At 74.3% G+C, this 15,665-nt stretch carries 15 protein-coding genes; 4 read left to right on the top strand and 11 right to left on the bottom strand.

Annotated features, from left to right (window positions below; translation table 11 throughout):
- Nucleotides 1-111 precede the first annotated feature (111 nt).
- Both EV386_RS04095 and EV386_RS04090 read right to left on the bottom strand, forming a co-directional pair.
- Entirely contained in the window at nucleotides 112-1,194 is a 1,083-nt protein-coding gene (locus EV386_RS04095) for a tRNA (adenine-N1)-methyltransferase (RefSeq protein WP_130412579.1), read from the bottom strand.
- 11 nt (nucleotides 1,195-1,205) lie between these two features.
- Entirely contained in the window at nucleotides 1,206-2,342 is a 1,137-nt protein-coding gene (locus EV386_RS04090) for a site-2 protease family protein (protein WP_130412578.1), read from the bottom strand.
- Between the two features lie 70 nt (nucleotides 2,343-2,412).
- Here EV386_RS04090 and EV386_RS04085 point away from each other — a divergent pair, with 70 nt between their 5' ends.
- Complete coding sequence (locus EV386_RS04085; RefSeq protein ID WP_278025413.1) at nucleotides 2,413-3,264, top strand: RecB family exonuclease; 852 nt, start codon at nucleotides 2,413-2,415, stop codon at nucleotides 3,262-3,264.
- A 3-nt stretch (nucleotides 3,265-3,267) separates the two neighbouring features.
- Here EV386_RS04085 and EV386_RS04080 read toward each other — a convergent pair whose 3' ends face one another.
- Nucleotides 3,268-3,936 (bottom strand): HAD family hydrolase, encoded by a 669-nt coding sequence (locus EV386_RS04080; protein WP_341272831.1) that lies wholly within the window; start codon nucleotides 3,934-3,936, stop codon nucleotides 3,268-3,270.
- 61 nt (nucleotides 3,937-3,997) lie between these two features.
- Here EV386_RS04080 and EV386_RS04075 point away from each other — a divergent pair, with 61 nt between their 5' ends.
- Nucleotides 3,998-4,861 carry a PAC2 family protein gene (locus EV386_RS04075; protein WP_130412574.1) on the top strand — a complete coding sequence of 288 codons (864 nt, stop codon included), beginning with the start codon at nucleotides 3,998-4,000 and terminating at the stop codon, nucleotides 4,859-4,861.
- A gap of 26 nt (nucleotides 4,862-4,887) precedes the next feature.
- Here EV386_RS04075 and mshC read toward each other — a convergent pair whose 3' ends face one another.
- Both mshC and EV386_RS04065 read right to left on the bottom strand, forming a co-directional pair.
- Nucleotides 4,888-6,114, bottom strand: a complete 1,227-nt coding sequence (gene mshC / locus EV386_RS04070) for a cysteine--1-D-myo-inosityl 2-amino-2-deoxy-alpha-D-glucopyranoside ligase (protein ID WP_130412572.1) — start codon at nucleotides 6,112-6,114, stop codon at nucleotides 4,888-4,890.
- Nucleotides 6,114-6,986 (bottom strand): undecaprenyl-diphosphate phosphatase, encoded by an 873-nt coding sequence (locus EV386_RS04065; RefSeq protein ID WP_130412570.1) that lies wholly within the window; start codon nucleotides 6,984-6,986, stop codon nucleotides 6,114-6,116. The genes mshC and EV386_RS04065 overlap by 1 nt, the downstream gene beginning before the upstream one ends.
- 73 nt (nucleotides 6,987-7,059) lie before the next feature.
- Between EV386_RS04065 and EV386_RS04060 the strand changes: the two genes are divergently transcribed.
- The gene (locus EV386_RS04060; protein WP_130412568.1) at nucleotides 7,060-7,992 is read left to right on the top strand and encodes an aldo/keto reductase; all 933 of its coding nucleotides are present in this window, start codon (nucleotides 7,060-7,062) and stop codon (nucleotides 7,990-7,992) included.
- 19 nt (nucleotides 7,993-8,011) lie between these two features.
- Here EV386_RS04060 and EV386_RS04055 read toward each other — a convergent pair whose 3' ends face one another.
- Entirely contained in the window at nucleotides 8,012-8,305 is a 294-nt protein-coding gene (locus EV386_RS04055; RefSeq protein ID WP_130412566.1) for a primosomal protein, read from the bottom strand.
- Between the two features lie 71 nt (nucleotides 8,306-8,376).
- Between EV386_RS04055 and EV386_RS04050 the strand changes: the two genes are divergently transcribed.
- Nucleotides 8,377-8,580 carry a DUF5703 family protein gene (locus EV386_RS04050; RefSeq protein ID WP_130412564.1) on the top strand — a complete coding sequence of 68 codons (204 nt, stop codon included), beginning with the start codon at nucleotides 8,377-8,379 and terminating at the stop codon, nucleotides 8,578-8,580.
- A gap of 10 nt (nucleotides 8,581-8,590) precedes the next feature.
- On the opposite strand, the gene EV386_RS04045 is transcribed toward EV386_RS04050, so the two are convergent.
- From EV386_RS04045 to EV386_RS04025, 5 genes are all read right to left on the bottom strand, one after another.
- Nucleotides 8,591-9,949: a M20/M25/M40 family metallo-hydrolase gene (locus EV386_RS04045; RefSeq protein ID WP_130412562.1), complete on the bottom strand. Its 1,359-nt coding sequence runs from the start codon at nucleotides 9,947-9,949 to the stop codon at nucleotides 8,591-8,593.
- Nucleotides 9,946-12,000, bottom strand: a complete 2,055-nt coding sequence (locus EV386_RS04040) for a M3 family metallopeptidase (RefSeq protein ID WP_130412560.1) — start codon at nucleotides 11,998-12,000, stop codon at nucleotides 9,946-9,948. The genes EV386_RS04045 and EV386_RS04040 overlap by 4 nt, the downstream gene beginning before the upstream one ends.
- 34 nt (nucleotides 12,001-12,034) lie before the next feature.
- Nucleotides 12,035-13,591 (bottom strand): ABC-F family ATP-binding cassette domain-containing protein, encoded by a 1,557-nt coding sequence (locus EV386_RS04035; RefSeq protein WP_130412558.1) that lies wholly within the window; start codon nucleotides 13,589-13,591, stop codon nucleotides 12,035-12,037.
- A gap of 216 nt (nucleotides 13,592-13,807) precedes the next feature.
- The gene (locus tag EV386_RS04030; protein ID WP_130412556.1) at nucleotides 13,808-14,413 is read right to left on the bottom strand and encodes a GNAT family N-acetyltransferase; all 606 of its coding nucleotides are present in this window, start codon (nucleotides 14,411-14,413) and stop codon (nucleotides 13,808-13,810) included.
- A 32-nt stretch (nucleotides 14,414-14,445) separates the two neighbouring features.
- Nucleotides 14,446-15,564 carry an AI-2E family transporter gene (locus EV386_RS04025; protein WP_130412554.1) on the bottom strand — a complete coding sequence of 373 codons (1,119 nt, stop codon included), beginning with the start codon at nucleotides 15,562-15,564 and terminating at the stop codon, nucleotides 14,446-14,448.
- Nucleotides 15,565-15,665 lie beyond the last annotated feature (101 nt).

Raw genomic sequence — 15,665 nt, 5'->3', positions numbered from 1 at the left:
CTCTCGTGCAGGCCCGGGAGGACCGACCCCCCGGAGACAGCACCCTACGCAGGAACGCCGATGACCGGGTAGGAGATTCCGCGCGTTTCGCCCGACGCCGAAATCAGGTTCTCAGATGGCGGACTGCTCACCGGTCTGCTCACCGTCCGCGGCGGTGTGCGGGCCGGTCCCCGAGCCGGACGCCGGACCGGGCTCCTGACCGAGCACGCGCACGACCTTGCGGACCTTCTTGTCGGACACCGGACGCTCGCCCAGGTCCTCCTCGGTCCACTCGGCCTCGGCGGCCGGGTAGCTGCCCTTGGCGGGCCGACGCTTGCGCTCGGGCGGGACGACGCCGTCCGCCAGGCGGCGTGCGGTCAGCAGAAAGCCGGTGTGCCCGATCATGCGGTGCTCCGGGCGCACCGCGAGGCCCTCCAGGTGCCAGCCGCGCACCATCGACTCCCAGGCGACCGGCTCGGCGAACCGTCCGTCGACGCGCAGGTCCTCCGCCAGACGCGACAGCTGCGTCGTCGTGGCGACGTAGGCGAGGAAGACGCCGCCGGGCACGAGCGCGGTAGCCGCGGCGTCGAGGTTCTCCCAGGGCGCGAGCATGTCGAGCACCACGCGGTCGACGGCTCCCGGGCTCGCGACCTGCCCGACGACGTCGGCGAAGTCGCCCAGGTGCAGGCGCCAGGCGGGGTGCGAGGCGCCGAAGAACGCCTCGACATTGCCGCGGGCGACGGCCGCGAAGTCCTCGCGGCGCTCGATCGAGTGCAGCGTGCCGCCGTCACCCACAGCGCGCAGCAGCGACATGGTCAGCGCGCCCGACCCGACGCCCGCCTCGACCACCACGGCGCCCGGGAAGATGTCGGCCATCTGCACGATCTGTCCGGCGTCCTTGGGGTAGACGACCGCGGCGCCGCGCGGCATCGACAGGACGTAGTCGCTCAGCAGCGGCCGCAGCGCCAGGTACTCGACCCCCGCGGTGTTGGTGACGACCCAACCCTCGGGCCGGCCGATGAGCTCCTCGTGGCGGAAGAAGCCCTTGTGGGTGTGGAACGTCCCACCGGGCTTGAGCTGAATCGTGTGCATGCGACCGCGCGGGTCGGTCAACTGCACCTTGTCGCCCTCGCGCAGGCGGCCGCGGCGCAGCGCGGCGCCGGTGGGCTCGGGGGCGTGCTCGGGAGCGGGGTCGCCGACAGGAGTGGAGGTCACGGCCGACGAGCCTACCGGGCCGGTCCGCGCACCGCCGCGGCCACGCGTGCGACGTCGAGCACCCCGGTCACCCGCCCGCCCCTGACGACGGGCACGATGCGGGCGCCCGCCGACGTCGCCGCCAGATGCTCGAGCAGCGCGGCGCCGCCGAGGGAGTCGTCGACGGCTGAGCCGGGCGGGAACGGCACGACGGCCGCGTCGACCGGCGTCACACCCACGGCTCCGGGCGGCACCGCGGCCGCCGCGGCGGGGTCGACCCACCCGAGCGGGGCGCCCCACGCGTCGGTGACGACGACGGCCGCGTCCGGGACGCCGGCCACCGCGCGCGCCGCGTCGCCCAACCGCGTCCCGGTGGCCACCACGACCGCGCGGCCCGCGAGGCTCGCCGTGGCGATGGAGTCGACGACCGCGCGGCGCCGCGCCGTGGTGATCGCCTCCCCCGCGCCCGACCAGAGGAACGCGCCGACGACCGCCGACCAGATCACGGTGGTCACCGAGGGCGCGAGACCACGGGCCACCGGCCACAGCAGCGCCCAGGCGAGCACGCCGACGGCGACGGCCCGACCGACCCAGCCCGCGGCGACCGTCCCGCGCATGCGCGAGCCCGTCACCCGCCACACCAGAGCCTCGAGCAACTGCCCGCCATCGAGCGGAAGCCCCGGCAGCAGGTTGAACAGGCCGACGAAGACATTGGAGAAGAACGCCGCGTACAGCAGCATCGCCGGGACCGAGGCCGCGGGCGCCGCCCCGAACGCCGCCCAGAACACCCCGGCGAGCAGCAGGTTGGTGAGGGGGCCAACGACCGCGACCAGGGCGCCGTCGAGCGGGCGGCGTTGGGCGCCGGTGTAGGCCGTGTGCCCGCCCCACAGCGTCATCGCGAGCTCGGTGACCCGGTGCCCACGGCTGCGCGCGACGAGCGCGTGCGCCGCCTCGTGGCAGAACACGCTCGCAAACAGCAGCAGCACGAACGCGAACGCCACGACCACCACACCGCCGTCGGACAGCCTGGGCGCGAAACTGCGCACCGTCGGGGCGAACACGAGCGTGAGCACCACGGCGGCCAGGAACCAGGACGGGGTCACGATCACCGGGGCGCCGGCGACGCGCCCGATGACCCAGCCGCGCGTGCGTGTCGCAGGGGTTGGCATTCGCGCAGCCTAACGGCGCCGCCTGGGACGGCCGGGCCCCCGTGTGGGCGCCGCGCCCTACGCTGGCCGCGTGACGTCAGCACCGCAGGCTCCCCCGCGCCCCCCGGCGCTCTCGCCGTCGCGCGCGGGCGACTTCATGCAGTGCCCGCTGCTGTTCCGCTACCGGGTCGTCGACCGCCTGCCCGAGCCGCCGTCGTCGGCCGCCGCCCGCGGCACCCTGGTGCACGCGGTGCTGGAGCGGCTCTACGACGCGCCCCTGGGCCAGCGCACCCGCGAGGCGGCGCTCGCGCTGCTGCCGCGCGAATGGGAGCGGCTGCGCGAGGCCGAGCCGCGTTACACGCAGCTGTTCGCGCCGGACGACGCCGCGGGCGTCGAGCAGTGGCTCGACGGCGCCGGGCGCCTGCTGGGGACCTACTTCACCCTGGAGGACCCCAACCGCCTGGAGCCGCAGGCGCGCGAGCTGCGCGTCGAGCACCAGCTCGCCGACGGCGGCCCGCTCCTGCGCGGCATCGTCGACCGGCTCGACGTGGCGCCCGACGGCGCGCTGCGTGTCGTCGACTACAAGACGGGCCGCTCGCCGCGCGCCGGGTATGAGGCCTCGGCGCTGTTCCAGATGCGCTTCTACGGGCTGGTGCTGTGGCGCGAGCGGGGCGTGTTGCCCGCGATGCTCCAGCTCGTCTACCTGGGCGACGGCCAGGTGCTGCGCGCCCAGCCTCGCCCGAGCGAGCTCGAGGTGACCGAGCGCAAGGTGCGAGCGTTGTGGGCCGCGATCGAGCAGGCGGCGGGGGCGGGCGACTTCCGCCCGCGCCGCTCCGCGCTGTGCGGGTGGTGCGCGCACCAGGCGGTGTGCCCACAGTTCGGCGGGACGCCGCCTGAGTTCGACCCGGCGCTGGCCCGTCAGCGCCTCGGCGTCGACGTCTGAGCGTCAGCCGAGGTCGAGCACGGCCCCCGCGTGGATCCGGGCGACCTCGCGCAGCCCGACGGCCCGCAGCGACGTCGCGCGGCTGAGCCCCGGCGCGCGGGGCACGGGCACCATGGCCTCGACGCCGAGCACGCGGGCGCCCGAGGCGGACGCCGAGGCGATGCCCGTGGGTGAGTCCTCGATGGCCACGCAGCGCTCGATCGGCACGCCCAGCAACTCGGCGGCCGTGAGGTAGGACTCAGGGTGCGGCTTGCCGAGCCTCACGTCGTCACCCGCCACCACGACCCTCAGCGCCCCGGCCGTCTGCTCGGCGACCACGTTCGCCAACCGCCGGTAGGACATCGTCACGAGCGCGCACGGCACGCCCGCCTCGGCGAGCGCGGCGAGCAGCTCACGCGCGCCCGGCTGCCATGGTGTGTGCCGCCGCACGTCGTCCACGACGCGGTCGAGCAGCCAGTCGACGATCGCCTCGGCCTCCAGACGCACGCCCGCGTCCTGGAGGATGCGCGCCGAGGCGAGCAGCGAGTTGCCGACGAGCTGCAGCGCCTGCTCGTGCGACCACTGCCCGCCGTGGGCGTCGACCAGCGCGTGCTCCGCGGCGATCCAGTACGGCTCGGTGTCCACGAGGGTGCCGTCCATGTCCCACAGGACGGCGGCGGGTAGTGCGCTCAGGGCTGACTCCAGGCTCGACGTGACGGCGACGGCGTCGAGCCTAACGCCCTAGGCTGGGCGAATGACCTCGCCCGAGATCGAGCCTGCGGGCCGCCACTCCGCGCGCAACACCGTTCTTCTCGCCGCCTTCGAGGGCTGGAACGACGCCGGCGGCGCGGCGACCGCGGCCCTGGCGCACCTCGGCGAGGTGTGGGACGCCCGCAAGGTGCACGAGCTGGACCCCGAGGAGTACCACGACTTCCAGGTCAACCGGCCGACGGTGGCGCCCGGTCCCGACGGCAGGCGCCAGATCACCTGGCCGACGACGTCGTTCTGGGTCGCCGAGCTGCCCCGGCGCACGGTCGTGCTGGTGCACGGCATCGAGCCGTCGATGCGGTGGCGGCGCTACTGCGCCGAGCTGCTCGGCCAGGCCGTCGAGCGCGATGTGCGCACCGTCGTCACGCTCGGGGCCCTGCTCGCCGACGTGCCGCACACACGCCCCATCCCGATGACCGCCACGAGCGACAGCGAGGGCCTGCGCGCGGTGCTGCCCGACATCGAGCCCAACACCTACGAGGGCCCGACGGGCATCGTCGGGGTGCTCCAGCACGAGGCGGCCGAGCGCGGCATGCAGTCCGTCTCGCTGTGGGCCGCGGTGCCGCACTACGTCGCCAACCCGCCCTCGCCCAAGGCGACGCTGGCGATCCTGGCGCGCGTCGAGGAGCTGCTCGGCGAGCCCGTCCCGCTGCGCGACCTGCCCGACGACGCCGAGGCGTGGCAGCACGGCGTCGACGAGCTGGCGGGCGAGGACGCCGAGATCGCCGAGTACGTCAAGCAGCTCGAGGAGGCCAAGGACACGGCCGACCTGCCCGAGGCGTCGGGAGAGGCCATCGCCCGTGAGTTCGAGCGCTGGCTCAAGCGCCGCGACTCGGGCCGCGAGAGCTGACCGCGGCGGGAGCCCGCGGCGCGCCGCTACAGCGCGACGCCGAGCAGCGAGTCCACCGCGGCGGCGACGAGCGCCGGGTCCTGCCCGGACGGGTCGGCGGCCCACGCGTCGACCGCCGCGAGCGCCGCGGGGGCGTCGAGGTCGTCGGCGAGCGCCGCCCGCAGGGCGTCCAGCACGGCCGTGCCCGTCCCGGCGGCATGGGGGGCGGCGTGGGGGGCGGCGAGCGCGGCGCGCCACGCGCCGAGCCGCGCCGTCGCGGCGTCGAGCTCGCCGTCGACCCACTCCCACTCCTGGCGGTAGTGGTGCGCGAGCAGCGCGAGCCGGATCGCCATCGGGTCGACGCCGTCGGCGCGCAGCCGCGAGACGAACACGAGGTTGCCGCGCGACTTGCTCATCTTCTCGCCCTGGTAGGCGAGCAGGCCCGCGTGCATGTGCGTGCGCGGCGCTCCCCCGAGCAGGCGGTCGTGCGAGGCTGACATCTCGTGGTGCGGGAAGAGCAGGTCGGCGCCACCGCCCTGGACGTCGAAGGGCAGGCCGAGCCCGTCGCGCGCGATGCACGCGCACTCGATGTGCCAGCCCGGGCGCCCTCGGCCGAGCGCGCCGCCGTCCCACGACGGGTCGCCGGGGCGCTCTCCGCGCCACAGCAGGGGGTCGAGCGGGTGCTTCTTGCCGTCGCGCTCGGGGTCTCCGCCGCGCTCGGCGAACAGGGTGAGCATGGTGGCCCCGTCGAGCCCCGAGACCGACCCGAACTCGGGGTCGGCCGACAGGTTGGCGTACACGTCACGGTCCACGCGGTAGGCCGCGCCCGCCTCCAACAGCCGCTCGACCGTCTCGACGATGACCGGCACGGACTCCACGACGCCGGTCCAGGTCGCGGGTGCCAGCATGCGCAGCGCCGTCATGTCCGTGCGGTACAGCTCGATCTGCTCGGCCGCCAGGGCGCGCCAGTCGACGCCGGTCGCGGCGGCGCGCTCCAGCAGGGGGTCGTCGACGTCGGTCACGTTGGACGCGTACAGGACGCTCTTGCCGGCGTCGAGCCATGCGCGCTGCAGCAGGTCGAACGCCAGGTAGGTGTTGGCGTGGCCCAGGTGTGTGGCGTCGTAGGGGGTGATGCCGCACGCGTACAGCCGCGCGGTCGGCCCGGGCGCGGCCTCGACCAGGCGGCGCGTCGTCGAGTCGTACACCATCACGGGGCGCGGCGGTCCGTCCGGGCGCGGCAGCGCGGGCGCCGTGGGCGCCGTCCAGGCGCGCATCAGGCGTAGTACCCAGACAGCGGCGTGAGCACTCCGACGACCAGCAAGACCACGACGACGACGGCGAGGATCAGGCGGTAGACCACGAACCCACTGTAGGAGTGCGTCGAGATGAGCTTGAGGAACCCGATGATCACGACGTATCCGACGGCGAACGCGATGACCGTCGCGATGAGCGTCGCGAGCGCGCCGGGCGCGCCCGGCTGAGGGTTGTCTCCCAGCGACCGGAAGAGCTGGAAGAACCCGGAGCCCATGACCGCGGGGATCGCCAGGAGGAACGCGTAGTCGGCGGCGGCCTTGCGGGTGAAGCCCATCAGGAGGCCCGCGGTGATGGTGCCGCCCGAGCGCGAGACGCCGGGCACGAGCGCCAGCGACTGCGCCAGGCCGAAGGCGAGCGCCCGGCGTGGCGTCATCTCGCGCATCGTGCGACGCCGCTCCCCGATCTTGTCGGCCCAGCCCAGCAGCAGGGCGAACACGGCGAGCGTCGTGGCGGTGATCCACAGGTTGCGGAACGACGTCTCGATCCAGTCCTGCAGCGCCAGGCCCAGGATCACGATCGGGATCGAGCCCAGCACGATGTACCAGGCCATGCGGGCGTTCTCGCGGTGCGCGCCGAACCGGGCCGCGCGATCGGCGCCGTCGTCGCCGCGCAACGCCTTCCACCAGTCGACGAGGATGTCGCGGATGGTGCGCCGGTAGTACAGGATCACCGCGGTCTCGGTGCCGATCTGGGTGATGGCGGTGAACGCCGCGCCCGGGTCGCCTGAGCCGATCAGACTGCCGATGATGCGCAGGTGCGCGCTCGACGAGATCGGCAGGAACTCGGTGAGCCCCTGCACCAGGCCTAGAACGATCGACTCCCACGCACTCACGATGGCCGACCATATCTGGTGTTCTTGCGTGGCACCGACACTGACAGTCGATCCGCGCCGATAGCCTGCGCCCGTGAGGGATCGAACGGTCGGCGGATCAGGTCTGCGCGTGTCCCCCCTGGGACTGGGCACGATGACCTGGGGGCGGGACACCGGTCCCGACAGCGCCGCCGAGCAGTTGCGCGACTTCCTCGACGCGGGCGGGACGCTGCTGGACACCTCCGCGTCCTATGCGGACGGCGACGCCGAGCGCCTGATCGGCGACCTGCTGCGCACGACGGCCGCGCGCGACGACGTCGTGCTGTGCACCAAGGGTGGGCGGAACGCGTCACGGCGCGCGCTCCTGGCCGACCTCGACGGCTCGCTGGCGCGCCTCGGCGTCGAGTGCGTCGACCTGTTCCTGGTGGCGTGCCCCGACCCGGCGACACCGCTCGCCGAGACCGCCACCGCGCTGCGCCTGGCCGTCACCTCGGGCCGTGCCCGCTACGTCGGGCTGTCGAACCATCCCGGCTGGGCGAGCGCGCACGCGGCCACGCTGCTCGACGACGTCGGGCTCACGGCGCTGGAGGTCGAGTACTCGCTGCTGCAGCGCGGCGTCGAGCGCGAGGTGCGCCCGGCGGCCCACGCGCTCGGCCTGGGCCTGCTCGCGTGGTCACCGCTGGGACGCGGCGTGCTGACGGGCAAGTACCGCCACACCGTTCCCGCCGACTCACGGGCCGCGTCGCCGCACCTGGCGGGGTTCGTCGAGCCCTACCTGACCGAGCGCGCCGCGGCGGTGGTCGAGGCCGTGGTGACCGCCGCACAGGGCCTGGGCCGCACCCCGGCCGAGGTCGCGCTCGCGTGGGTGCTCGCGCGCGACCAGGTCGCCTCAGCGATCGTCGGGGCGCGCACGCCCGGGCAGCTGCGCCAGTCGCTCGCGGCCGTCGACCTCGCCCTGCCCGCGCAGGTGCGCGCGGCGCTCGACGACGTGTCCGCGATCGACGCGGGCTACCCCGAGAGGTGGTGACCCCCGCACGCCGGGCGCTTCAGGGCCGCGAGTCCTCCAGCTCGACGTCGAGGTCGTCGTCCTCGTCCAGGTCGTCCTCGTCGTCGGCGTCATCGTCGCCGTCGTCGTCCTCCTCCTCCTCAAGGACGAAGGGCGTGACCTCGCCGTATACCTGGGCCAGCGCGTCGTCGTACACCTCGAAGGCGTCGGCCAGGACGTCGTAGGCGTCGTCCACGCGCGGGTCGTCGTCACTGCGGCGCGTCGAGATGGCGTCGAAGTGGGCCTCCAGCGCAGCGACAAGACGGTCCAACGCGGCGCGCGGGTCTGCGGTCATGTCCGAACGCTACCGCCGGTCGGGGCACAATGGCAGGCGAAGGCATCGAAGGACCCTCTTGGGACGGTGAGATGACGCCCAGCACTCCCCACAAGCACTATGAGTACCGAGTCCTGACCATCGACCGAGGCACGAGTGTGCCGCAGGCTCGACGGCTCTTGACCGACGAGGCGGAGTACGGGCGCTGGGAGCTGGCGCGCACACGCCTGTATCAGGGCGGCCACCGCAAGGTGTGGCTGCGCCGCGCCATCATCAAGGTCTCCTCGACCTTGTGAGGCGCGCGGGTCAGCAGGTCGCCAGCAGCCGGTCCAGCACCCGTGTGCCGAAGCGCAACGCGTCGATGGGCACGCGCTCGTCGACGCCGTGGAACATGCCCACGAAGTCGAGGTCGGCGGGCAGCCGCAGCGGCGCGAACCCGTAGCCGGTGATCCCCAGGCGCGACAGCGACTTGTTGTCGGTGCCGCCCGAGAGCGTGTACGGCAACACCACCGAGCCGGGGTCCTCTCCCGTCACCGCGTCGACCATGGCGTCCACGAGCGATCCGGAGAACGGCGCCTCGAGCGCGACGTCCTGGTGGATGGGCTCGACGCGCACCCCCGGCCCGACGAGCTCGCGCACCGTCGCCATGCCCTCCTGCTCGTAGCCGGGCAGCAGCCGCACGTCGAGCGACGCCTCGGCCCGCCCCGGGATGACATTGGCCTTGTACCCGGCGGCGAGCTGCGTCGGGTTGGCGGTGTGCCGCACCGTGGCGCCCACGAACGGCGCCGCGGGTCCCAGCGCCCGCACGAGCGCGTCGACCGCGGCGGGGTCCTCACCGTCGAACGGCAGGCCCGTCAGGTCGGCGACGCCCCGCAGCAGGCGCTCGACGGTGGGCGTGAGCGTGTAGGGCCAGGCGTGCCGTCCGACGCGCGCGACTGCCTCGGCGAGCGCGGTGACCGCGTTGTCGTGGTTGACCGCCGAGCCGTGGCCCGCCCGCCCGTCGGCGACCAGGCGCAGCCAGGCCAAGCCCTTCTCCGCGGTTTGCAGCAGGTAGGCGCGCGTGCCGCCCACCTCGACCGAGAAGCCCCCGACCTCGCTGATCGCCTCGGTGGCGCCCTCGAACAGCTCGGGGCGGTGGGCGACGGCCCACTGGGCGCCGTGGACGCCGCCCGCCTCCTCGTCGGCGAACATCGCGACGACCACGTCGCGCGCGGGGCGGCGCCCCTCGCGCACGTACTGGCGCACCACGGCCAGGATCATCGCGTCCATGTCCTTCATGTCGACGGCGCCGCGCCCCCACAGCAGCCCGTCGCGCTCCTCGCCCGCGAACGGGTCCACGCTCCAGTCCTCGGCGCGCGCGGGCACGACGTCGGTGTGCCCGTGCAGCACGAGCGCCGGCCGGGCCGGGTCGGCGCCCTCCAGCCGTGTGACCACCGACGTGCGCCCAGGCCGCGACTCGAAGACCTCGACGTCGAGGCCCACCTCGGTCAGCAGCGCCGCGACGTGCTCGGCCGCGGCGCGCTCCCCCGGCCCCGAGTCGTCGCCGTAGTTGGAGGTGTCGATGCGCAGCAGGTCCTGGCAGATGCGGGCGACCTCGTCCTGCGCGGTGACCGCGCCGCCAGGCTCGCCCAGCCCGACGCTCGGTGTGGTGTGCGGTTCCGTCATGCTCCCAGCCCCCGTCGCTCCAGCAGCGGTGTGATGTCGGCGTCGCGTCCGCGCAGCTCGCGGAACGAGGCCAGCGGGTCCTGCGAGCCGCCGCGCGCCAGCAACAGGCGGCGGAACGCCTCCCCGTTCTCGCGGGTGAGCCCGCCATGCTCTTCGTACCAGCGCACGGTGTCGGCGTCGAGGACTTCGGACGAGATGTAGGAGTAGTACGCGGCCGCGTAGCCCGAGCCGAAGATGTGGTTGAAGTAGGTGGTGCGGTAGCGCGGCGGGATGGCGGGCAGGTCGAGCCCGGCGGCGGCGAGCGCGTTCGCCTCGAAGGCCGCGACGTCGTCGGGCGAGGTGGGCACGTCCTGTGGCGCGAGCCGGTGCCAGGCCTGGTCGAGCAGCGCCGCCGCGAGGTACTCGGTCGTGGCGAAGCCCTCACCGAACTGCCGCGAGGCCAGCATCGTCTCGACCCAGCGCCGCGGCATGGGCTCGCCGGTGGCGTGGTGCACGGCGAACCGCTCGAGGATCGCCGGGTCCCACGCCCACATCTCGTTGACCTGGCTCGGGTACTCGACGAAGTCGCGCGGCACCTCGGTGCCCGACTGCGAGGGGTGACGCACGTCGGACAGCAGGCCGTGCAACGCGTGGCCGAACTCGTGGAACAGCGTGATGACCTCGTCCCACACCAGCAGCGTGGGCTGCCCGGCCGGCGGCTTGACGATGTTGAGGTTGTTGACCACGACGGGCCGCTGGCCGAGCAGGTGGTTCTGGTCGACGAGGTTGTTCATCCAGGCGCCGCCGCGCTTGGACTCGCGCGTGTACAGGTCGGCGAGGAAGAGCCCGAGGCCCTGGTCGCGCGCTCCCGGCTCGGGGGCGTCGAAGACCTCGAACACACGCACGTCCGGGTGGTAGCCGACCAGGTCGTCGCGCTCGGCGAACGACAGCCCGAAGAGCCGGTGCGCCGCCTCAAACACGCCGTCGCGCAGCACGCGCTCGAGCTCGAGGTAGGGGCGCAGCGCGGCGTCGTCGAGCGCGTACCGCTCCTTGCGCACGCGCTCGGCGTAGAACGCCCAGTCGCTCGCGCGCAGCTCGGCGTCAGGTCCGGCGTCGGCGCGCAGTGCGGCCGTGAGGTCGGCGGCCTCGGCGCGCGCGTTGGCGGCGGCCGGCGGCGCGAGCCGTTCGAGCATCGCGGCCACCGCCTCAGCGGTGCCCGCCGTGGCGTCCTCGGCCACGTACGCCGCGTGGTGCGGGTAGCCGAGCAGGCGGGCGCGCTCGGCGCGCAGGCGGACGATCTCCAGCAGCACCGCCCGCGTGTCGTGCTCGGACCCGTCGCCTCCGCGGGCCTCCGACGCGCGCTGCACCCGCTCGCGCAGCCCGCGGTCGGTCAGGACCCCGACGACGCTCTGGTGCGTCGGCAGCTGCGCCTCGAGCAACCAGCCCTCCAGGCCGCGCGACGCGGCGGCCGCACGGGCGCCCGCCTTGGCGTCGAGCGCGAGCCCGTCGAGCTCGGCCTCGTCGGTCACCAGGACCGACGCCGCGTTGGCGCCCGCCAGGAGCTTGCGCCCGAACTGCGCCTCGAGCGTGGTCAGCCGCGCGTTGAGGTCGCGCAGCGCGGCCTGCGCCTGGTCGTCGAGCGCGACGCCGGCGCGCCGCGCGTCGATCAGGCGACGGCGCAGCAGCCATGCGTCGTCGGGGGCCAGGTCGCCCGCGCTCCGCTCGAGCAGCTCGAGCCGCTCGTACAGCGCGCGGTCCATGAGGATGGCGTCGCGGTGCGCGGCCAGCTGCGGCGCCAGGCGCTCCTCGACGTCCTCGAGGAACGCGCTGGCGTCGGAGGCGATCTGGTTGTGGAACGCCGTCAGCGCCCGGCCGAGCAGTCCGCCCGAGCGCTCGAGCGCCTCGAGCGTGTTCTCGACCGTGGGCGCGGCGGGGTTGGCGATGATCGCCGCGACCTCGTCGCGCTGGGCCGCCATGCCGGCGCCGATCGCGGGCTCGTAGTGCTCGGGCCGGATCGCCGCGTAGTCGGGCAGCTCGTAGGGCAGGGCGGAACGCTCGTCGAAGGGTGTCACGCGCCCATCCAACACGGCGCCGGGCGCCTCGCGCTCACCGGACACGCCGCAGCGTGCCGCCGTCGAGCGACAGCTCGGCGTCGAGCGACAGCCGGTCGAGGAAGGCGCGGTCGTGGCTGACCACCAGCAGCGCGCCGCGGTAGGCGGCGAGCGCCTCGACCAGCCGGTCCGCGCTCGCGATGTCGAGGTTGTTGGTCGGCTCGTCGAGCACCAGCAGCTGCGCGGGCGGGTCGGCCAGCAGCAGGCGGGCCAGCGCGACCCGGAACCGCTCGCCGCCCGACAGGCTCGCCACGGGCCGCTCGACGGCGTCGCCGCGCACGAGGAACCGGGCCAGCCGCCCGCGCAGCTCTCCGGGCGGCACGTGCGGCGCGCCGGCCCGCACCGCCTCCAGCACCGTGTCGTCGTCGTCGAGCCGGTCGAGGCGCTGCGGCAGGTACCCGACGCGGTCCGTCGCCAGGCCCTCGCCGCCGACCAGCCGCTCCAGGAGCGTCGTCTTGCCGGAGCCGTTGGGGCCGGTCAGCGCGACGCGCTCGGGGCCCTGGATGACGACGCCGCCGGGCAGCTCGGCGAGCCGCCGTCCGGGCGCGACGCCCGGGTCGGGCAGGTCGACGACGATGCGGACGTCGTCGCGCACCGCGCGCTCGGCGGCCTCGACCGCGGCGCGCGCGGCGTCCTCCTTGGCGTTCGCCTGAGCGCGTCGCGCCGCCTGGGACTTCTCGGCCGAGTTGCGCCGGTCGTTGATGGCCGCCTTGACGTAGCGCGCCTCGGCGACGTCCTTGCGCCCGCGCCGCTCGGAGTGCGCGATGCGCTCGGCGGCCTTGATGCGCTCGGCTCGCTCGCGGCGCAGCACGGCCTCGGCGTCGCGCAGGGCTCGGCGGGCGGCCTCCTGCCGCGCCGCGAGCTGCTCCTCGTAGGCCGAATAGGCTCCGCCGAACGTCTCGAGAGCGCCCGCGCGCAGCTCGGCGGTCTCGTCGACCAGCTCGAGCAGCGCGCGGTCGTGCGAGACCACCACGAGCGCGCCGCGCCACGAGCGCACCAGTTCGTGCAGCCGCTCGCGCGCGGCGCCGTCGAGGTTGTTGGTCGGCTCGTCGAGCAGCGCGACGTCGGCGCGGCGCAGCCGGACGCCGACGACGGCGGTCAGCACGGCCTCCCCGCCCGACAGCGTCCCCACCTGGCGGTCGACGTCGGCGGGCAGGCCGAGCGCCGCGAGCTCGGCGCGGGCGCGGTCCTCGGCGTCCCAGGCGTCGCCGACGGCGTCGAACCGCTCGGGCCGCACGTCGCCCGCCTCGATGGCGCGCACGGCGTCGACGACGTCGCGCACGCCGAGCAGGTCGGCGACCGTCAGGTGCGTGTCGAGCGTGAGGCGTTGCGGCAGGTAGTCGGCGACGCCGGTGACCTGGATGGAGCCGGACGTCGGGCGCAGCAGGCCCGCGACCAGGCGCAGCAGCGTGGACTTGCCGGCGCCGTTGAGCCCGACCAGTCCGGTGCGCCCGGCGCCGAACGCGCCCGAGACGTGGTCGATGGGGGTGGCGCCGTCGGGCCAGGAGAAGGTGAGGTCGCGCAAGACGACGCTGGGCGTGGGGGAAGGCATGTGAGGGGTCTCCGAGGTCGGCTGGTGCGCCGACAGCCCTGCCGTGGCAGGGGCGGCGCCGGTCAGGCGTCGGTGCGCAGACCCGTCATTCCTCAGTCCCTCGTCCGCTGGGCGTCCCCTCTCACGCGCGGCGGGAGCCGCAGGGACGGCATCGAGGCTCCCACGCTCGGGCGCGGTCGCGCAAACGGCCCGCTCAGCGCGGCGGGCCACCCATGCTCAGCGCGCCTCGGGCCACGGCTCGTTCGGCTCGCGCGGATCGGCGGGAAGCAGCGTTCCGATCCATCCCTCGACGAGGCGACCGCGGTGCGTCAGCATCCCCCGCACCTGACCCTCGACGCGCACGCCGAGCCTCCACGCGACGCGGCGCGACGCCCAGTTGCCGACCTCGGCGCGCCACACCGCGCGCGCCAGGCCCAGGCCCTCGGGGTCCAGACCGAAGTCGACGACGAGGCGCGCCGCCTGCGTCATGAGGCCGCGGCCGCGCGCCTCGGGCGCCGTCCAGAACCCGAACTCGCCCGACCGCGCGCCGGGCGCGCCGTCGTCGAGCCGAAGGTCGACCATGCCCAGCACGGGCGGCTCGGGATCGCCGGGCAGAACGTCGCCCGGGGCGCGCACCGCCCAGGTGAACGCCGTCTCGGCCTCCCAGCCCGCCGGAACGATCGAGGTGACGAAGCTCTCGGCGTGCTCGCGCCGGTACGGGCTCGGCACCGTCGTCCACCGTTGGATGTCCGGGTCCTGACAGATCGCGTGGATGCGGTCGACGTCGGCCGTGGTGGGCGTCGAGAGCCGGACATGGTCACCTGCCAGCACGAACGGTCGCATCGGGGCAGCATGCCATTTGCCCAGGGCGGCCGTCACACGCTTTCGTCGGCGCCCTCGCCCTCGCCCTCCTCCTGGCCCGGATCGACCTCGTCGGCGCGCCGCGGCCGCAGCGTGCTGTAGACGGTCCACGTCACGGCCAGCACCGGCACGGCGACGACGGCGCCGAGGATGCCCGCGAGCACGGTGCCCGCCGTGACGCCGAGCGCGATGACCACCGGATGCAGCGCGACCTGCTTGCCCATGATGAGCGGCTGCAGCAGATGCCCCTCGATCTGGCCGATGAGCGCCACCCCGATGATCACGATGAGCGCCTTGACCGGGCCCTCGGCCGCGAGCGCCACGACGCCCGCGATGACCATCGCGGCGGGCGCGCCGATGAGCGGGATGAACGCGCCGATGAACACGAGCACGGCGAGTGGCGCCGCGAGCGGAATGCCCAGGGCGGCGAGCAGGATGCCCGCCATGATGCCGTCGGTGACGGCGATGATGACGGTGCCGCGCGCGTACCCCGAGAAGCTGTACCAGCCGGCGTCGGCCGCCTTGGCCCACCGCTCGCGGTGCCCGGCGGGCACCTGCGTGAGGAACCAGCGCCACATCGCGCCGCCCGACATGAGGAAGAAGACGGTGCAGAAGACCGACAGGGCGATGACCGCGAAGCCCTCGGCGACCGTGCCCACGCTCGCCACCGCCGTCGAGGCGAGGTCGTCGCTGTTGTCGGCGACCCACTCGCGCCCGGAGTCGATCGCGTCGTTGATGTGGTCCCACGACACGTTGATGGGCAGCGGACCGTGCTGCGCCCAGTCGATGATCTGATCGATGCCGTTGGTGAACTGCACCACGAGCGTCTGCCACTGACCGGCGACTGACGCCACGACATAGGTGACCAGTCCGCCGAAGAAGACGATCGCGCTCAGGAACGCGAGGCCGACGGCGAGCGCGCGCGGCATGACCCTGCCGTAGAAGTCGGCGAGCGGCTTGAGCACCGAGGTCAGCACCAGCGCCAGGAACACGGCGACGAACACCAGCCGCACGTGCACCACCGCGTAGACCAGGAGCGAGACCGCCACGACGAGCGCGACGAACCGCCACGACCATCCCGCGGTGGTCAACAGCCACTGAGGGACGTTCTCGGTCGGCCGGTCGTGCGTCAACGCCGCTCCCTCCGTGTGGCGCCGGCGGCACGGCGCCGCCGTCGTGCGCCCAGTCTGCTCCTTTCGTCCCACGCGGGCACGGACCGGGCGCGCGATTTCGG

Origin of the sequence: Xylanimonas ulmi, from assembly GCF_004216535.1 — a bacterium.
GTDB lineage: Bacteria > Actinomycetota > Actinomycetes > Actinomycetales > Cellulomonadaceae > Xylanimonas > Xylanimonas ulmi.
The sequence above is the reverse complement of the archived record's forward strand: the minus strand, read 5'-3'. Positions and strand labels throughout refer to the sequence as shown.